The sequence below is a fragment of the Streptococcus sp. oral taxon 058 str. F0407 genome (genome assembly GCF_000235485.1).
In the GTDB taxonomy this organism is placed as follows: domain Bacteria; phylum Bacillota; class Bacilli; order Lactobacillales; family Streptococcaceae; genus Streptococcus.
Map to the genome: position 1 here is coordinate 39,215 of NZ_JH378883.1, position 15,450 is coordinate 54,664.

The following is a 15,450-nucleotide window of genomic DNA, read 5'->3' on the forward strand; positions in this document are numbered from 1 at the left end:
ATCCTAATAGAGATTCTCAAATCTCCATTAGGATTTTCTTTTTAATCAATCACAATCATTGCCTTAATCGTCTTACGTTCATCCATATCTTTATAGGCTTGGTCAATGTCTTCCAATTTATAACTTGAAGTAAAGACACGACCTGGATTAATATCCCCATCCAGGACAGCTTTTAGCAAGAATTGTTTGTCGTAAGTTGTAACAGAGGCTGCACCTCCTGCTATAGTTAAGTTTTGAGCAAAAGTTGAACCGAGAGCTCGATTGCTATAGTGAGGAACCCCGACAAAACCCAATCGGCCACCATTGTGAAGGACTCCTAGGGCTTGATCAATAGCCGCTTCTGTTCCAACACATTCAAGTGCTGCGTCTGCTCCGCCGCCGAGAATTTCACGCACCTTGGCAATGCCTTCTTCACCACGCTCAGCAACTACTGCTGTTGCTCCTGACTCTAAGGCCATCTTTTGTCTATCTTCATGGCGACTCATGAGGACAATTTGTGAAGCACCACGCATCTTAGCTGCGATAACAGCACATTGACCGACTGCACCATCACCAATAACGACCACCTTGTCACCCTTTTGCACATTTGCTACACGCGCCGCATGGTAACCTGTCGGCATGACATCTGCTAGCGTCAAGAAGGATTTGAGCATGGCTTCAGTATAATCAGACGGTTGCCCAGGGATTTTGACAAGAGCCCAGTTGGCGTATTCAAAGCGCATGTACTCCGCTTGCACCCCGTCAGACCAGTTGGTCCCAATATGGTGATCACAAGTCCCATCATAGCCTGCACGACAGGCATCACATTCCCCACATCCATGAGTAAATGGGGCAATGACAAAATCGCCAGGTTTAACGGTCGTCACTGCATCACCAATTGCCTCAACGATACCAATCGCTTCGTGCCCGCTATTCTGATGCCCTGCTTCAATATCCGGATTGCGATAGCTCCAGAGATCAGAGCCACAGACACAAGTCCGAACGATCCGAATAATGGCATCGTCTGCCTCAATGATTTGCGGATGCTCCACTTCAATAAGACCAACCTGACCAGCTTTTGTATAAACTGTTTTCTTCATAAGACCTCTCCTTTTCTACTGATTTTTCACTTTTATTATACACCTTTTGTCAAGCTTTCGCTCTTATCAATCATTATTAACGGCGATAAGGCACTGGTTTAGTCCAATATAGTCTTTTCTTCTTGAGATTTAAGTTTTATTAAGGAGAGATTTTTCGATTACATTTTTAATAGCTTCCAGCCAATAGAAAAAGGTGGATAAATAAGTAGGCCTTTATCCACCTTTTTGAGGTTTAGTTGTTATTCGCTACGAAGCGATTCGACTGGGTCTTTCTTGGCGGCGATGCGTGAAGGGATTAGACCGGCTAACATGGTGAGGACAATCGAAATACCGATAAGGATTAGAGCTACTTCTTTTGGTAATTGCGCTACATTTTCCACATTTGTCATTTTAGCAACAATCGCATTGATTGGGAATGTCGCAAGGAGGGTAATCGCGATACCGAGCACCCCAGAGATGAAGCCTTCGATGGCTGTTTCAGCAGTGAAGATACGACGAATATCTTTCTTCGAAGCCCCCATTGCACGTAGGATTCCGATTTCTTTTGTACGTTCGAGAACTGAAATGTACGTGATAATCGAAATCATTATAGAAGATACAATGAGTGAGATGGCCACAAAGCCAACGAGCACAGTTGTCACTACGCCAACCAATGTCGTAATTGAAGACATGATAGTTTGGATATCATCTGAATAAGCGAGTACCTTATCGTCTTCTCCAGCTTCTTTTTTCGCCGTGTTATAGGCGTTTATGAATTCTTTTAAGTCTTGTTTTTGTTGGAACGAAGAGGTATAGAGCTCAATGGCAGCTGGTTTGGATTTGTTGATGACGCCCATTTTTGCGAGGTTTTCCTCGTAAGTTGAAGCCGAGTTGTCGTTATACTGTTGGACATACTGCGCCTGTTCTTCAGGCGTCATTTTGGCTAACTGAATTTTTTCTTCTTCGGTTAAATTCTCCGAACTGAATGGTTTAGGATCTTTGGCAAAGTCTTTACCCGTAAATACATTTAGATTTTGATTAGCTTCCTGTTCCTTAACGATATCACTATTTTGAATATGCTCGGAAGTGTAATCAATAAGGGCGCTTGTGTAGGCGATTCCTCCTGAAGGAGCATTCACGCCTGAACTTGTGCCGTCTTTTTGGCGAAGGACACCCACAATTTTAAGTTCGAGCCCATTCTCGATTTGAGTTTTCATATAAGAAGCATCTGCAATCTTATTGACCCATAAGTTATTTTCTTTCACAAAACGGTTTGTATTGACAATTGCTTTGAAAGTTTTTCCGATAAAGTCACTATATTGATACGTTTGAGAAGAGAGTTCGTCGAGCTTCTTCATATCGTTCAATTCACTGGGATCTTTGATACGCAAACTATAGAGCAACAAATCGCTAATTTGATTGTTTTCATCTACGATAAGGACGAGCTCGGACTTTTCTTGTGGGAAGCGTCCTTCCAACACGTCATACTTGCTTTCTAGCATTGAAGAATCACTAGAAAGTTCACTCCAGTAGTTGAGGTTTTGTAAGTATCCCTTCATCGTTTGGTTCGCTGTTTCTACTTCATCAGCTAAGGTTGAAGGCAGAATACTTTTGGATCCGTTGGAAGTATCACTTGCATAGATAAACGGTTGTAAATTGTATCGGTAACGAATGTCTTTTGTGAGAGATTCAACCTTCGAAGCGTGTTCCTCCAAGTAAGTCTTGAAGGAAGCTAGGTCGTTCTTTCCGATTTGTTTTTTCAATAAATTCGTTAAAATCGTATTGATACCGAGCTCATGATTATCCTTGTAAGGCTTCTCGCTCAAATCTGGAGAGGTCGCCAACAAGTTGCTCTGGTTCTGCTCGCTAATCGTCAATGGAAGAGAGACGAGAGTATCTTCCTGCACCTTTTTAACGTAGTCACTCACACCATTGGAAAGAGCCAAGATAAGGGCAATCCCGATAATCCCGATGGAACCCGCAAAAGCTGTTAGTAAGGTACGACCTTTCTTTGTCAATAGGTTATTAAAGGAAAGTACAAGGGCGGTTATAAAGCTCATCTTCGTCTTCGTGAACTGGATGTCGACTTGCTTTGTCTCCTCTGTTGGTTCGCATGGGTTTGAGTCGCTCAAGATGTTTCCATCTAATACTTGTACGATACGTGTGGAATACTTCTGTGCCAGCTCTGGGTTATGCGTCACCATGATAACCAAACGTTCCTTGGCGATGTCTTTTAATAAATCCATGATTTGAACAGAAGTCTCAGAATCAAGCGCTCCTGTCGGTTCGTCGGCTAAAACGACTTTTGGATCATTAACAAGAGCACGCGCAATCGCGATTCGTTGCATTTGTCCCCCAGACATTTGACTTGGTTTCTTATATAAATGGTCTTTTAGGCCTACGAGTTCGAGCACTTCGATAGCACGTCTCTTACGTTCTGCTTTTGAAACGCCCGAAAGAGTCATTGCAATTTCTACGTTAGAGAGTGCAGTTTGGTGCCCTATGAGATTATAAGACTGAAAGACAAAACCGATGGTGTGGTTTCGGTAGCTATCCCAATCGCGGTCTTTAAATTGCTTTGTTGATTTTCCTTGGATGAGTAAATCACCAGATGTGTATTGGTCGAGTCCCCCGATGATATTTAATAGGGTGGTTTTCCCAGAACCCGATTGCCCGAGAATGGAGACAAACTCACTCTCACGGAAGCGAATCGAGATATCCTTTAGCGCGTGGAACTCTTGATTGCCCGTATGATAGACTTTTGAAATGTGTTGTAGCTGTAACATCGTCTATCTCCTTTCAGTGATATAGGTAGTCTATCACAATTTCATACTGGAGTAAATATGTTACATTTACAATTCATCAAAAATAATCAACAAATGGAAAATCGACTTCTTATGAATGATGATGTCCATGACTTTGACTGGCTTCCAGCTCCTCAATTTTTCGCTTATGGGTTTGGTGACTTGCTAGGTTTGCATCAACTTCAATGGTGACATTTTGAAAGCCATAATCTTTGAGTAAATTACGAATGGATTCTTTACAATACTCTATATGTTCAATCTCTTCTAGGCAAACATGAACAATGGCATTTTTTTCCAAACCATCCATAGTCCAGAGATTGAGCTGATTAACACTGACCACATGGTCCAATTGCTCTAAGTCATTCTTCACTTGTTTGATATCTACCCCTTCAGGCACAGCATCCAAGAAAATCTTGAGTGCGCTCCAAAAGCGAGGAATGGCCTTTGTTAGAATGAAAATGGAGATGACAAGCGATAAGAGCGGATCAAGGATATACCAATCTGTAAATCGGAGGATAATCGCCATTAGAATGACAGCCAACCAACCAAGAGTATCTTCCAAAAAATGCAGACTCAGAATTGACTCGTTCTTTGTCTTTCCCTTACGAACTACTAGACTAGCTATCACATTGATACTTACTGCAATGATTCCTAGCCAGAGGACTCCTTCCTCATTGACAGGTTGCGGGTGAACTATCTTTATGATATTTTCCAATATCACTAGGACAGACCCTATCATAAGAATCACAGCAGTTAGGATGGCCCCTAAAAGACTGAAACGCTTGTAACCCAAGGTGTACTGCCCATCTTCTTCTCGGTTTGAGATTGTTTCTAAAAGGGCCGATATGCCAATGGCTATAGCATCTCCCAAGTCATGAACAGAATCAGCAAGAACTGCACTTGAACCAAAGATCCCTCCTGCGATAAACTCAACAATAGCATAGCTTAAATTTAAGAAAAAGGCTAGCCAGATTGATGTTTTAGAGCTCATTTCTCTCCCTCCTTTGGTATAATGGGTATATACATACTTCTTTCATTTGTATTATCTAATAAAATCCAAAGAAAGGATAGAAGCAAACTGTCAGTCTTATTCAGTTCTGAACAGTTTGTCTCAATTGTCTGTATGCTAAAAAGAGACCGTCGAGTCAACAAGACAAAAAAAGCCATCTATCAAGCTTTTTTACAACTTTTGAACGACAAGGGTTATGAGGCTACTACTGTCCAAGATATCATTGACTTGGCAGATGTTGGACGCTCGACCTTTTACTGTCACTACGAGAGCAAGGAACTGCTTTTAGATGAACTCTGTCGCTATCTCTTTCATCATCTCTTTGAAAGGGAAGAACACTTAACTACCGAAGATTACCTCGCGCATATCTTTTTACATTTTCAGAAAAACCAGGACCGTGTCACCAGTCTTCTTTTTTCAAAAAATGACTACTTCCTCCGCCAACTACACAGGGAACTTGAACACCATGTTTACCCCATGGTAGCGGAGGATTTGCAAGAGTCCTATCCGAACATACCAGCCTCCTACCTCAAACATTTTGTAGTAACCAATTTTATCGAAACACTGACCTGGTGGCTAAAAAAAGGAAAATCTTATACAGAAGACCAAGTAGTGAGATTTTACTTAGATGTGATTGAGATGACTTCTACAAAATCACTTGAGATTTAATCCTGTTACGAAGAAAGGAATCAACTATGTTAAATTCTATTATCCTAGGAATACTGACGATCGTACTAGCTCTCGGTTTTTCACTTCTCCATCTCGCAGCTGCTTTCGCAGCCATGAAAGAAAAAAACTACTGTCGGGGAAATATGTGTATCTTGGTGGGAAGCTGTCTCACCTCACTATCTCTTGCTATCTTTTTCTTTGTCCCGCTTGCAACGGTCATCTTATGGATAGTGGGCTCTAGCATCATCTGCTACGGTGCTTACTGGAATGGACAACAGCAAGAAAGTCAACATATATCGCACCACATTATAAGGGGTACACTAGCGGCTTTGATCACGCTCTTGCTTATCTTACTCTAACACTAAAAATCCCATCTCGTCTATAATTCGAGATGGGATTTTGTCTACGAAAGAAAGTGGCTACCCCTGGCTTTCCTCTCCTTTTATTTCTTCAACAAGCCTTGTTCTTGTAGAAATTCCTTGGCTACTTGTTCTGCTGGTTTACCTTCAACACCCACTTGATAGTTGAGCTGGCTCATCTGGCTTTCAGAAATTTTACCAGCCAGTTTATTAAGCACCGTTTCCAACTCTGGGTGCTTCTTGAGAAGAGCTTCTTTCATCAGAGGAGCTCCTTGATAAGGTGGGAAGAGTTGCTTGTCATCTTCCAAGACCTTTAAATCATAACGCGCCAACTCTGCATCGGTCGAATAGGCGTCCGTGATTTGAATATCCCCTGACTGAATTGCCTGATAGCGAAGGGCTGGCTCCATGGTTGCTACATTAAGATTAAGACCATACATTGATTGCAAGCCCTTATTGCCATCTTCACGGTCATTAAATTCGAGTGTAAAACCTGCCTTCAGCTGCCCTTCCACTTTTTTCAAGTCCGAAATGGTCTTCAAGCCATATTCTTGAGCAATCTTTTTCGGAACAGCTACAGCGTAGGTATTTTGATAAGACATGGGTTTGAGGTAAGCCAGATGATCCTGTTTGGCAATGCCATCACGCGCCACTTGATAAACCTGATCTGGCTCATGACCTACTTTAGGTGCTGGTTGAAGTAAACTTTCAGTCACCGTACCGGTAAATTCAGGATAGATATCAATATCCCCTTTTTTCAGAGCTTCATAGAGGAAGCTTGTTTTTCCAAAATTCGGTTTAACAGTAGCAGTCATACTGGTATTCTCTTCAATGAGGAGTTTATACATATTGGCCAAAATTTCTGGTTCCGGTCCCAATTTCCCAGCAATCACCAAGTTTTCTTTCTCTTTTTGAGCTAGTAATGCTGGACTATAAGACAGACCCAGCAATATGGTCACCAAGGCAAAACCAGAGAAAATCGTTCTCAATTTTGCTTTTTCCATCACTTTTAGTAGGAAGTTAAAGGCAATGGCAAGCACTGCAGAAGAAAGGGCCCCAATCAAAATCAGACTGGTATTATTGCGGTCAATTCCCAAAAGGATGAAGGAACCCAGCCCCCCTGCCCCAATCAAGGCTGCCAAGGTTGCTGTACCGATAATTAAGACAGCTGCTGTCCGAATCCCAGACATCATGACAGGCATAGCAAGTGGAATTTCAAACTTCTTGAGTCGTTCCCATCTGGTCATCCCAAAGGCAATCCCAGCCTCTTGCAGACTAGGGTCAATTCCCTTCAGTCCAGTGATGGTATTTTGCAAAATCGGGAAAATCGCATAAATCACTAGCGCTGTCAAAGCCGGCAAGGTTCCAATTCCCATCAAGGGGATAAAGAGCCCCAACAAGGCCAGAGACGGAATGGTCTGGAAAACCCCAGCAATCTGTAAGACCCAATCTGCCAACTTCTCATGATAGCGAAGATAAACAGCCAAGGGAATCGCGATAAAAATAGCTAGTAACAAGGTCAAAAGTGACAACTGCAAATGTTGAGATAGAGCTGTCAACCAATCACTAAAACGATCCTGAAAAGTTGATATTAAATTAGTCATGAACACTACCTCCAAACAAGTTTGCTACAAATTCTGTGGCAGGAGCTTTTAAAATGGTCTCGGGATTCGCCACCTGACGAATCTCTCCATCCTGCAAAACAGCAATACGGTCCGCCAACTTCAAGGCTTCATCCGTATCATGGGTCACAAAAATGGTTGTCATCCCAAACTCATTATGCAATTCTTTTGTCAGAACCTGCAACTGCTTACGAGAAATAGCATCCAAGGCTGAAAAAGGTTCATCCATGAGGAGAATCTTGGGCTGACCAATCATAGCCCGTACAATACCGACCCGTTGCTGTTCTCCACCAGATAATTCACTAGGTAGGCGATGCCCATACTCAGCTACTGGTAAACCAACCTTAGCCAAAAGCTCTTCTGTTTTCTGAGCAATTTCTTTCTTAGTCCAACCCTTCATTTCAGGAATCAGCGCAATATTTTCTGCAACCGTTAGATTCGGAAAGAGAGCAATGGCCTGTAAAACATAACCAGTAGAAAGACGAAGTTCACGCTCATCATACTCTTTGATGCGCTTACCATCCATATAAATATTTCCATCCGTTGGTTCCAAGAGACGGTTAATCATCTTAATCATGGTCGTCTTACCGGACCCAGAAGGCCCAACTAAAACCATGAACTCACCATTCTCAATCTGTAAATTGACATCTCTCAAGACATCTTTTTTCGTGTAACGTAAAGCTACATTCTTGTATTCAATCATGTTCTTCCTCAATAAGTTTTCTGTCTCTAAGAATATCTAATATGCTACTTGCTGGATACCCTAGGACCTTTTCGACATCTGTTGAAACCCCGGCTTGTTCCCCAACTTTTATAGCTGTATAGGTACTGACCCAGGTATCGTACTCCCAAGTTTGTGCTGGCCATTTTTTCCGTGACTCATAGGCTTCTTCTACTGATTCATCTACATACGTGATTAGTTGTTTGGTTGCTCTTGAAAGGAGTGTCGCAATCTCTTCCATGGAAAGATTCTCTGGTCCCGTTAGATTCAAGGTTTGATTTTCCCAATTCTTAGCATGTAAGAGAATCTCCGCTGCAACTCTAGATGTGTCCTTACGGGCAACAGCTGATACAAGGCCACTGCCAGCCGGACCACGAATTTCTCCATTTTCAAGCGCAATATCAATAAATAAGTCCAAGTAAAAATTATCTCTTAGAAAAGTGTAGGTGAATCCTAACTCCTTGATATAAGCTTCCGTCTGGGCATGATCCCGAGATAAGGTAAAAGTTGCCTTTTCATCTGCCCCATAAAAAGAGGTATAGGCGATATGCTTCACCCCTGCTAGCTTTGCGGCATCTAAAAAACTCTTGTGTTCCTTCACACGCTCTGGATTTTCCCGAGCAGAGACCATCAACAAGACATCGATACCCTTTAAGGCCTCAACCACCTCTGGAGTATTGGCATACACCATCTTACGAATTTCTGCTGACGCGTAGACTTTTGCACGCTCTGGACTTCGTGCTAGATGGACAGAAGCGATTCCTTTCTTATCGACAAGATCAGCCACATAGGAGCCTAATTTTCCTGTTACACCCGTAATTCCAATCATAAGCATTTTCCCTTCCACTATAGTTCATTTTCTTTAGCTTTTAGATTTGAGATAATTCGCTCTTGATAAGCCTCGACCTCTCGGATTTCTTGATCCGAAAAGCCTTGGTAGAAAATCTCGCCCAGTTCCTTACTAACACGATCCCCAATTTCCTTTTGTGCCCAACCCAATTCGGTCAAACTAACAAATTTTCTTCTCTTATCTTGAGTACAAGGTTTTACAGTAACCAAGCCCTGGTCTTCTAACTTCTTAATCATGCTGGTCAGGGTATTGTTTGCTAGTCCTGAAGCAAGGGCGATATCCGTAGCAGTTGCTCTACCATCTTCTTTTTGCCAAAGCACTGTTAAAATTTTCCCTTGTTCACTTCTGTATTGAGCTTCTGGTTCCTTCCTCAATAGTTTTTGAAAGATACGTCCATTCAATAAACGAATCTGTAGAGCTTGGTAGCCCCCTATCATCTTATCCATTTCGTCTCCTTTTTCTTCTATATCGAATTATATTCTATTGTAATACTTATCATTCCATCTGTCAACTATTTCGATTTAGAAATAATTTCCACCAAACAAAAAAAGACCTCCTACCTAAAGTAGAAGATCTTCACTATTTATTAACTTAATCTGTCATTTCGGAAACCAAGGTTCGATGTTCCAGTGGTAGACTGCACATAACCAGCAAGAAGATGAATCCTGACTGAATCCAGAAGAGAGCCAAGTCAAAAATTCCATGTACCGCGACTACTGTAAGGAAGGAGAGATAAAGACCGATAATTGGTCGTTTACCAGACTCCTGGCTCATATCCATCATCATATGAACCGGGATAACCGAAGAAATGGATAAGAGAATTGTTCCAATCAAACCATAACTTAAAATAGTATCGATGTAAAGACTATGCGCGTGTTCGTGGTAAGGTGCATGGATTCTCGGATAGGAATTCATATAGGTCAGTGGACCCTCACCCCAGATCGGATTTTGCTTGAACAAAGTCATACCCGCATTCCAGATTGAAACACGCTCCTCCATTGAAGAATCTAGTGTTCCCATACGGACACCCAAATCGCTTGAGAAGAGGAAACAAAGGCCAATCCCAAAAACTCCAATACTGAGCCAGAAGGCACGCCAGTTTTTAATTGTTGTAAAAAGATAAATGATTGCACCAGCTATGATGGCAGGAAAGGCTGTTCTATTCTGCGTGAAATTCAAACCAAATAGATTCACAAAGCCTGCTAGCACACAAAAAATTTTTAACCATCTTAACTTCGTCGTTGTAAAGAGGTAAAAGGCAATCATAATACAGAAGCAACAGATAATCCCATAGTAGTTAGGATTAAAGAAGGTCACCTCTGCACGGTTCTGGTGCCATACTTGCATATTAGGCGAAAGAAAGGCATAGTTAAATTTCTTTACAATTTGGAAATGCTCCAAAGTAGCAAAAATAGCAGAGAGCACACTACCAAACAAGATTGTCTGCAGAATCAGTCGAAAGAAAGCATGCGTCAGACGTTTCTGGTAAAAACTAAAGAAAATAAGAAAGAGAAACATCAGTAAAGATGCAACCAATCCAAGCCAGTTCTTGGCAACGATAGAGATGATACTACTGTAAGCAATAAAAAAGAGAAGTACAGGATGTTTGATTAATCCTTTGATAATTCCCTTCATCTCCCCAGTAACAAGTAAACCTATCAAATACAAAGCAAAGAGTGCTAAGAACAAATAAAAAGGTAAAAAGATACTCATGATCATCAGATACAAAAAGAAATCTTTTTTCGAAAGCCCTCTTATCTTATCCAGTAATCCAATTGATTTCAAAACGGATCCTTTCTGTTCTGGATTTCTCCAGAAGATAAATGCTAAACTATCTTTTAATTTTACCATTTTTTCCGTCATTTGGGAATAATGAACACGTTATCAAAATAAAAAACTTTTACGGAAGAATGAAAGTATACTCTACTATATTCGAAGACATTCCAGGCCAATAGTTGCTAGAGAAAAAGAAGTAAACTTCCTAAAAAAGAAAAAGCTATGGTAGAATATAATAAAAGTGAAAATATCTACTATTGAACGACAGTAAAAAAGGAAAAAAGTATGAAATCACACCAACTAGTCTACCAAATATTAGCTAGAGAAAACGACTATATTAGCGGAGAAAAAATCGGAGAAGAACTAAATCTAAGCCGTACATCCATATGGAAAGCGATCCAACGTCTTCAACAAGAAGGCTTAGAAATTGACAGTATCAAAAATAGAGGATACAAGCTTATTCAAGGCGACTTGATATTGCCTGATTTTATTCAAGAGAAAACCAACTTAACTATTCTCTACAAACCTGAAACCAAATCAACCCAAACAGATGCAAAAAAAGGTATTGAGGATGGAAACAAGGGAAATACCCTCTATCTTTCCACATGTCAAACAGCAGGGCGTGGTCGCTTTCAGCGTCCCTACTACTCTCCTGCTCAGGGAGGTATTTATATGTCATTACATATTCAGCCAAATCTCCCCTATGACCAGCTTCCTGCCTACACATTACTTACAGCAGGTGCTATTTACAAAGCTATTAAAAACCTCACCTTGATTGATGTGGGTATCAAATGGGTAAATGATATCTACTTTAAAAATAAAAAAATGGCAGGTATCCTCACCGAAGCCATGACGTCAGTGGAAACAGGCCTAGTAACAGACGTCATTATCGGCGTTGGAATCAACTTTGCCATCAGCGATTTCCCTAAAGAGATAAAAGAAAAAGCTGGCAGCCTCTTTACTCCACCAACACCCATTACACGAAACGAACTAATCTCAGAAATTTGGCGTTGTTTCTACCAAACAGCACCCGAAGAACTACTCTATCTTTATAAAGAACACTCTCTCGTCCTGGGAAGAGAGGTCAGTTTTATCCAAGATCAGACTGAAAAAAAAGGAGTCGCCAAGGACATCTCCGACAAAGGACAGCTCCTTATCCAGCTTGATGATCAGACAGAAATCTGGCTCCATAGTGGTGAAATCTCACTCACTAGCTGGACTTAACAACCGCACTATATGGTGTCTAGAACCTCAACTAGCAACATATAGTGCTTTTTGAATGTAGAAAGCAACTGATAGCTTCCTATCAACACTTTACATGTGAATAGCTTTCGAGGCATTCTTTTTATATGCCGTGCTATGTGCTAAAGAAACCCCATTGTAGTGATTTTCGTATCCAAGCATAATCAATGGCAGTGCAAAAACTTTAACAGCATATAAAAGCAGCCAAAACATAAAGACTTCAGCTTTTATATTTACCAAATTTTTACTCAACATCTCGTACAAGAACCATGCATTTAAAGCCATATTGAAGAGACTTGCCAACGTTGCTGAGACTGTATTGGTTTTCAATTTTGGATGATAACATTTAGCCACATATAAGGCCAATATTGAAATATTATAAAGGCAAATCGGCTGATAATTTTTTCTATAAATAACCAGCGTCTTACGATTATAGAACGGGAAACCATGAGGTCCACGATGATATTCATTGATCCAGACATGGCTAAGACCTTTAATCTCATCCCAATCTACAAATAAATCAATTTTTATTAGATAAATCCCAGTTTTATGGATTAAACACTTCCATTTGAACATGAAAGATAAAAGAAAAGTAAGGAGCAAAACCGCAACCGTAACAATCCTCAACTCCTCTTGCCCGATAATCAAGGATAGGTTAAAAAAGCGAATTTGCGCTTTTTTTGCATCTAAGATCATTGAAATCACAGTTAGAAATACTACAAAGATAAATAGTATAAATCTATAAAAAATACTATGAAATTTTACTCCATTTTTCATCTCGATTATCCCCCAGCCACTTAAAGTCCCTAACCCTAGTATACCACTAAATCTAGTCTATTTATGATTTTTCTAGTATGAAAGTTACTGAAACAGCATTAGATAATAGAGCTCTATAATTCTGTAGTGAGTAAAACCACTATGGAGATTCTGTAGCCTAGAAAAAAGTCCCAAAAGATCTATAATGAAAAGCGATCAAACCATCATTCAAAAGAATCTTATGGAACAATTACATTTTATCACAAACCTACTAGACATTAAAGACCCTAATATCAAGATTATGTCGTTAATATGAATCCCTGGCCGTCTAACATTTCTTACCTTGAAACGACTAGCATGCCTACTAGAATTCTCCTTAAAAAGCGCCCTTTCAAGTGCTATCATTGCTCAAAAACTAGTTGAAAAAACTTCCATGTCCGATATTGCTCACCAGCCTTCCATTTCAACTTCAACCGTCATTCGAAAACTTAATGACTTTAGCCGTCTTCCTAAAACTATGTCCTGGGACGAGTACGCCTTTAAAATGAGTTTTATCGTACAAGTCTTTAAGAATCTCAATATCATCACCGTTCTTGAAGTCAGAACACAAGCAATTATTCGAAAACACTTTCTTAGCTATGATAGAGCTGTCCGCTGTCGAGTGAAAATCCTTAACACCCTTTAATTACCTTATTCCATCGCCAAATTAGAAGCAACCAATCATCTCATTAAACTCATCAAACGCAATATCTTTGGCTTTCGGAACTTTGATAACTTTAAGAAACGAGTTGTTATCGCTCTTAACATAAAAATGGAGAAGACTAAGATTGCCCCCTCTAGATTTTAGCTGATTTCAACCCACTACAGTTGACAAAGAGCCGGATAATCTAGCTTAGCCATGATTTCTTTATGCGTTCCAGCATCTAGAACATCCAAGATTATGATGTTCTTGTCTTTAATTCCGAGTAAGTTTGTGATAAAATTTAACTGTTCCATAAGATTCTTTCTAATGATGGTTTGGTCGCTTTTCATTATAGGTCTTATGGGACTTTTTTTACAACAAAAGAGACTCCATAATTCCTACAGTGGTGTTACCCACTACAGAAATTATAGAGCCTAGAATATACCCTCTTTGTTCCATATTGAAGTAAAGGGGGGATTGTTTTTGATATAGATACAATTAATATTTAAAAGCATTTGAAATACCAATAAAAGAGGGATAATCCCATTATACCATAGAATATCAACCGACTTAAACTTAAAAAAGAGCGAACGCTCGCTCTCTTTATTACGCCGGCAATTCTACCTTCAAGCTCATATCCGTATTCTGCAATGTCTTCTGAACAGTTGCTAGGAGTGCTAAACCGTTATCAGACGGAGAATACTGGAATGTGATATGGATGACTTTTTGGTCAAAGTCATCACCGTATCGTTCCACATACTGTTTGCCTTCGAGAAAGTAGATATAATTGTTAATTTTTTCTTGAAGGATTTTTAGATGAACTGCTTCTATTTCTTCCTCCCAGCCAATTGGATCCACAAGGAGTAACTCTAAATGACTATCTACAACACCAATAGAGTCTAGTTCACTAGGTTTCAATTTTGAAACGATGGCTTGTGTGACGATTTGACTAAATTCTTCAGGAGAAAATATTTTTTGGTTATCAGATAAATCATTAAAAATTAGATCAGGATTATTTCGTATAAAAATTTTGTCTGACTCTTCTTGTGTATATTGCTTTTTTGATTTCCAAAAACCAAATTGCGCATAATTCATCAACTCTTTACCAGTATGTTCTCCCGAAATATAGCTATCGGCAGCTTCTTTTGGGATTTCTTGAACCACTTCTGGCATGGTAATATTAAAAGTTGGATAACGTAAAAAATACTTGTCACCATCTTGACAGATTTCCAACATGTCTTTTTGACTTAAATAAATAGTTTCCATTCTCATCTCCTTTATCATTTACCAAATGTCTACTAATTTTACCTTATCTTTTGGAACTGGGTCGATTACTGCTTCAGGAACTGCCCCAGGGTATGTTTTCCCTCCTGGTCGCCACTGTGGATTGGCACATGATCCTCCCTCATTTCCATCAGGAATTCTGTAGTTATGGACCTCCTGCGGAAGCACCATTTTGGGAGAGTCTCCTAAACTTCCCTCATCCAATCCCAATAAAGCCTCTAATTTTCTCGGATTTCCATCAGCCTCTTTAATCATAGCCTTTGCTACATCCTTAGGAAAAACAAAAGCTCCATCTTCTCTACCAAAATTACCAAATTTCTGGATGAAGAAATCATCTTTCACAAAGGCAGCAACTCCATCATCAAATAATTCCTTGTGAGCTTGCCTGTATTCTTTAGGAAGATATTTCAGAGGGTTAGGTCTAAATACGCCATCATCAGGATTAGGACTTATTCTAAGAATCTCATCTAATTGATTTTTATCAACTTCAATTTTTGGAAATTCATTTAAATATTCATTCCATTCAGGAGAGAACTGATTTTTCACCTTGTTCAAACTAAACTTGCTGGCTGCTGAGGAGGCCACATAACCTCCTACGATATTCCCGATAAAGTTTGC

General features: G+C 40.0%; 15 protein-coding genes and 2 pseudogenes. 5 read left to right on the forward strand and 12 right to left on the reverse strand.

What is annotated here, in order from left to right:
* Positions 1 to 41: 41 nt before the first annotated feature.
* The 3 genes from HMPREF9184_RS01080 to HMPREF9184_RS01090 form a co-directional block, all read right to left on the reverse strand.
* Positions 42 to 1,079 (reverse strand): zinc-binding dehydrogenase, encoded by a 1,038-nt coding sequence (locus tag HMPREF9184_RS01080; RefSeq protein WP_000754510.1) that lies wholly within the window; start codon positions 1,077 to 1,079, stop codon positions 42 to 44.
* A 239-nt stretch (positions 1,080 to 1,318) separates the two neighbouring features.
* Positions 1,319 to 3,844 carry an ABC transporter ATP-binding protein/permease gene (locus tag HMPREF9184_RS01085; RefSeq protein ID WP_000939781.1) on the reverse strand — a complete coding sequence of 842 codons (2,526 nt, stop codon included), beginning with the start codon at positions 3,842 to 3,844 and terminating at the stop codon, positions 1,319 to 1,321.
* Between the two features lie 109 nt (positions 3,845 to 3,953).
* Complete coding sequence (locus tag HMPREF9184_RS01090) at positions 3,954 to 4,853, reverse strand: cation diffusion facilitator family transporter (RefSeq protein ID WP_000095921.1); 900 nt, start codon at positions 4,851 to 4,853, stop codon at positions 3,954 to 3,956.
* Positions 4,854 to 4,985: 132 nt separating this feature from the next.
* Here HMPREF9184_RS01090 and HMPREF9184_RS01095 point away from each other — a divergent pair, with 132 nt between their 5' ends.
* Positions 4,986 to 5,540: a TetR/AcrR family transcriptional regulator gene (locus tag HMPREF9184_RS01095; RefSeq protein ID WP_000919139.1), complete on the forward strand. Its 555-nt coding sequence runs from the start codon at positions 4,986 to 4,988 to the stop codon at positions 5,538 to 5,540.
* A 26-nt stretch (positions 5,541 to 5,566) separates the two neighbouring features.
* On the forward strand, positions 5,567 to 5,899 hold the full coding sequence (locus tag HMPREF9184_RS09850; RefSeq protein ID WP_000935021.1) for a hypothetical protein: 333 nt from the start codon (positions 5,567 to 5,569) through the stop codon (positions 5,897 to 5,899).
* A gap of 83 nt (positions 5,900 to 5,982) precedes the next feature.
* Here HMPREF9184_RS09850 and HMPREF9184_RS01105 read toward each other — a convergent pair whose 3' ends face one another.
* The 5 genes from HMPREF9184_RS01105 to HMPREF9184_RS01125 form a co-directional block, all read right to left on the reverse strand.
* Positions 5,983 to 7,503, reverse strand: coding sequence for an ABC transporter permease/substrate-binding protein (locus HMPREF9184_RS01105; RefSeq protein ID WP_000183021.1), 1,521 nt, complete (start codon positions 7,501 to 7,503; stop codon positions 5,983 to 5,985).
* Entirely contained in the window at positions 7,496 to 8,224 is a 729-nt protein-coding gene (locus HMPREF9184_RS01110) for an ATP-binding cassette domain-containing protein (RefSeq protein ID WP_000575244.1), read from the reverse strand. Before HMPREF9184_RS01110 ends, HMPREF9184_RS01105 begins: the two co-directional genes overlap by 8 nt.
* The gene (locus HMPREF9184_RS01115) at positions 8,217 to 9,071 is read right to left on the reverse strand and encodes an SDR family oxidoreductase (RefSeq protein WP_033585890.1); all 855 of its coding nucleotides are present in this window, start codon (positions 9,069 to 9,071) and stop codon (positions 8,217 to 8,219) included. Before HMPREF9184_RS01115 ends, HMPREF9184_RS01110 begins: the two co-directional genes overlap by 8 nt.
* 17 nt (positions 9,072 to 9,088) lie before the next feature.
* A complete protein-coding gene (locus HMPREF9184_RS01120; RefSeq protein ID WP_000359811.1) occupies positions 9,089 to 9,538 on the reverse strand; it encodes a MarR family winged helix-turn-helix transcriptional regulator in 450 nt (149 codons plus the stop codon).
* A 145-nt stretch (positions 9,539 to 9,683) separates the two neighbouring features.
* Complete coding sequence (locus tag HMPREF9184_RS01125) at positions 9,684 to 10,877, reverse strand: O-antigen ligase family protein (RefSeq protein ID WP_033585892.1); 1,194 nt, start codon at positions 10,875 to 10,877, stop codon at positions 9,684 to 9,686.
* Positions 10,878 to 11,153: 276 nt separating this feature from the next.
* On the opposite strand from HMPREF9184_RS01125, the gene birA reads away from it, so the two are divergent.
* Positions 11,154 to 12,092: a bifunctional biotin--[acetyl-CoA-carboxylase] ligase/biotin operon repressor BirA gene (birA, locus tag HMPREF9184_RS01130; RefSeq protein ID WP_000835297.1), complete on the forward strand. Its 939-nt coding sequence runs from the start codon at positions 11,154 to 11,156 to the stop codon at positions 12,090 to 12,092.
* A gap of 90 nt (positions 12,093 to 12,182) precedes the next feature.
* On the opposite strand, the gene HMPREF9184_RS01135 is transcribed toward birA, so the two are convergent.
* Positions 12,183 to 12,887, reverse strand: coding sequence for a hypothetical protein (locus tag HMPREF9184_RS01135; RefSeq protein ID WP_000788479.1), 705 nt, complete (start codon positions 12,885 to 12,887; stop codon positions 12,183 to 12,185).
* Between the two features lie 220 nt (positions 12,888 to 13,107).
* Between HMPREF9184_RS01135 and HMPREF9184_RS09355 the strand changes: the two are divergent.
* Positions 13,108 to 13,539 (forward strand): annotated as a pseudogene (locus HMPREF9184_RS09355) (ISL3 family transposase); the annotation flags it as partial.
* Positions 13,540 to 13,551: 12 nt separating this feature from the next.
* Positions 13,552 to 13,713, forward strand: a pseudogene (locus HMPREF9184_RS10040) (transposase); the annotation flags it as partial.
* A 14-nt stretch (positions 13,714 to 13,727) separates the two neighbouring features.
* Here the strand turns inward: HMPREF9184_RS10040 and HMPREF9184_RS10015 are convergent.
* The 3 genes from HMPREF9184_RS10015 to HMPREF9184_RS09605 all read right to left on the reverse strand — a co-directional run bounded on the left by HMPREF9184_RS10015 (position 13,728) and on the right by HMPREF9184_RS09605 (position 15,417).
* Positions 13,728 to 13,862 (reverse strand): hypothetical protein, encoded by a 135-nt coding sequence (locus HMPREF9184_RS10015; RefSeq protein ID WP_269596677.1) that lies wholly within the window; start codon positions 13,860 to 13,862, stop codon positions 13,728 to 13,730.
* A 292-nt stretch (positions 13,863 to 14,154) separates the two neighbouring features.
* Positions 14,155 to 14,814: a DUF6572 domain-containing protein gene (locus HMPREF9184_RS01150; protein ID WP_000448089.1), complete on the reverse strand. Its 660-nt coding sequence runs from the start codon at positions 14,812 to 14,814 to the stop codon at positions 14,155 to 14,157.
* 18 nt (positions 14,815 to 14,832) lie between these two features.
* Positions 14,833 to 15,417, reverse strand: a complete 585-nt coding sequence (locus HMPREF9184_RS09605; RefSeq protein WP_232196689.1) for a hypothetical protein — start codon at positions 15,415 to 15,417, stop codon at positions 14,833 to 14,835.
* Between the last annotated feature and the right edge of the window lie 33 nt (positions 15,418 to 15,450).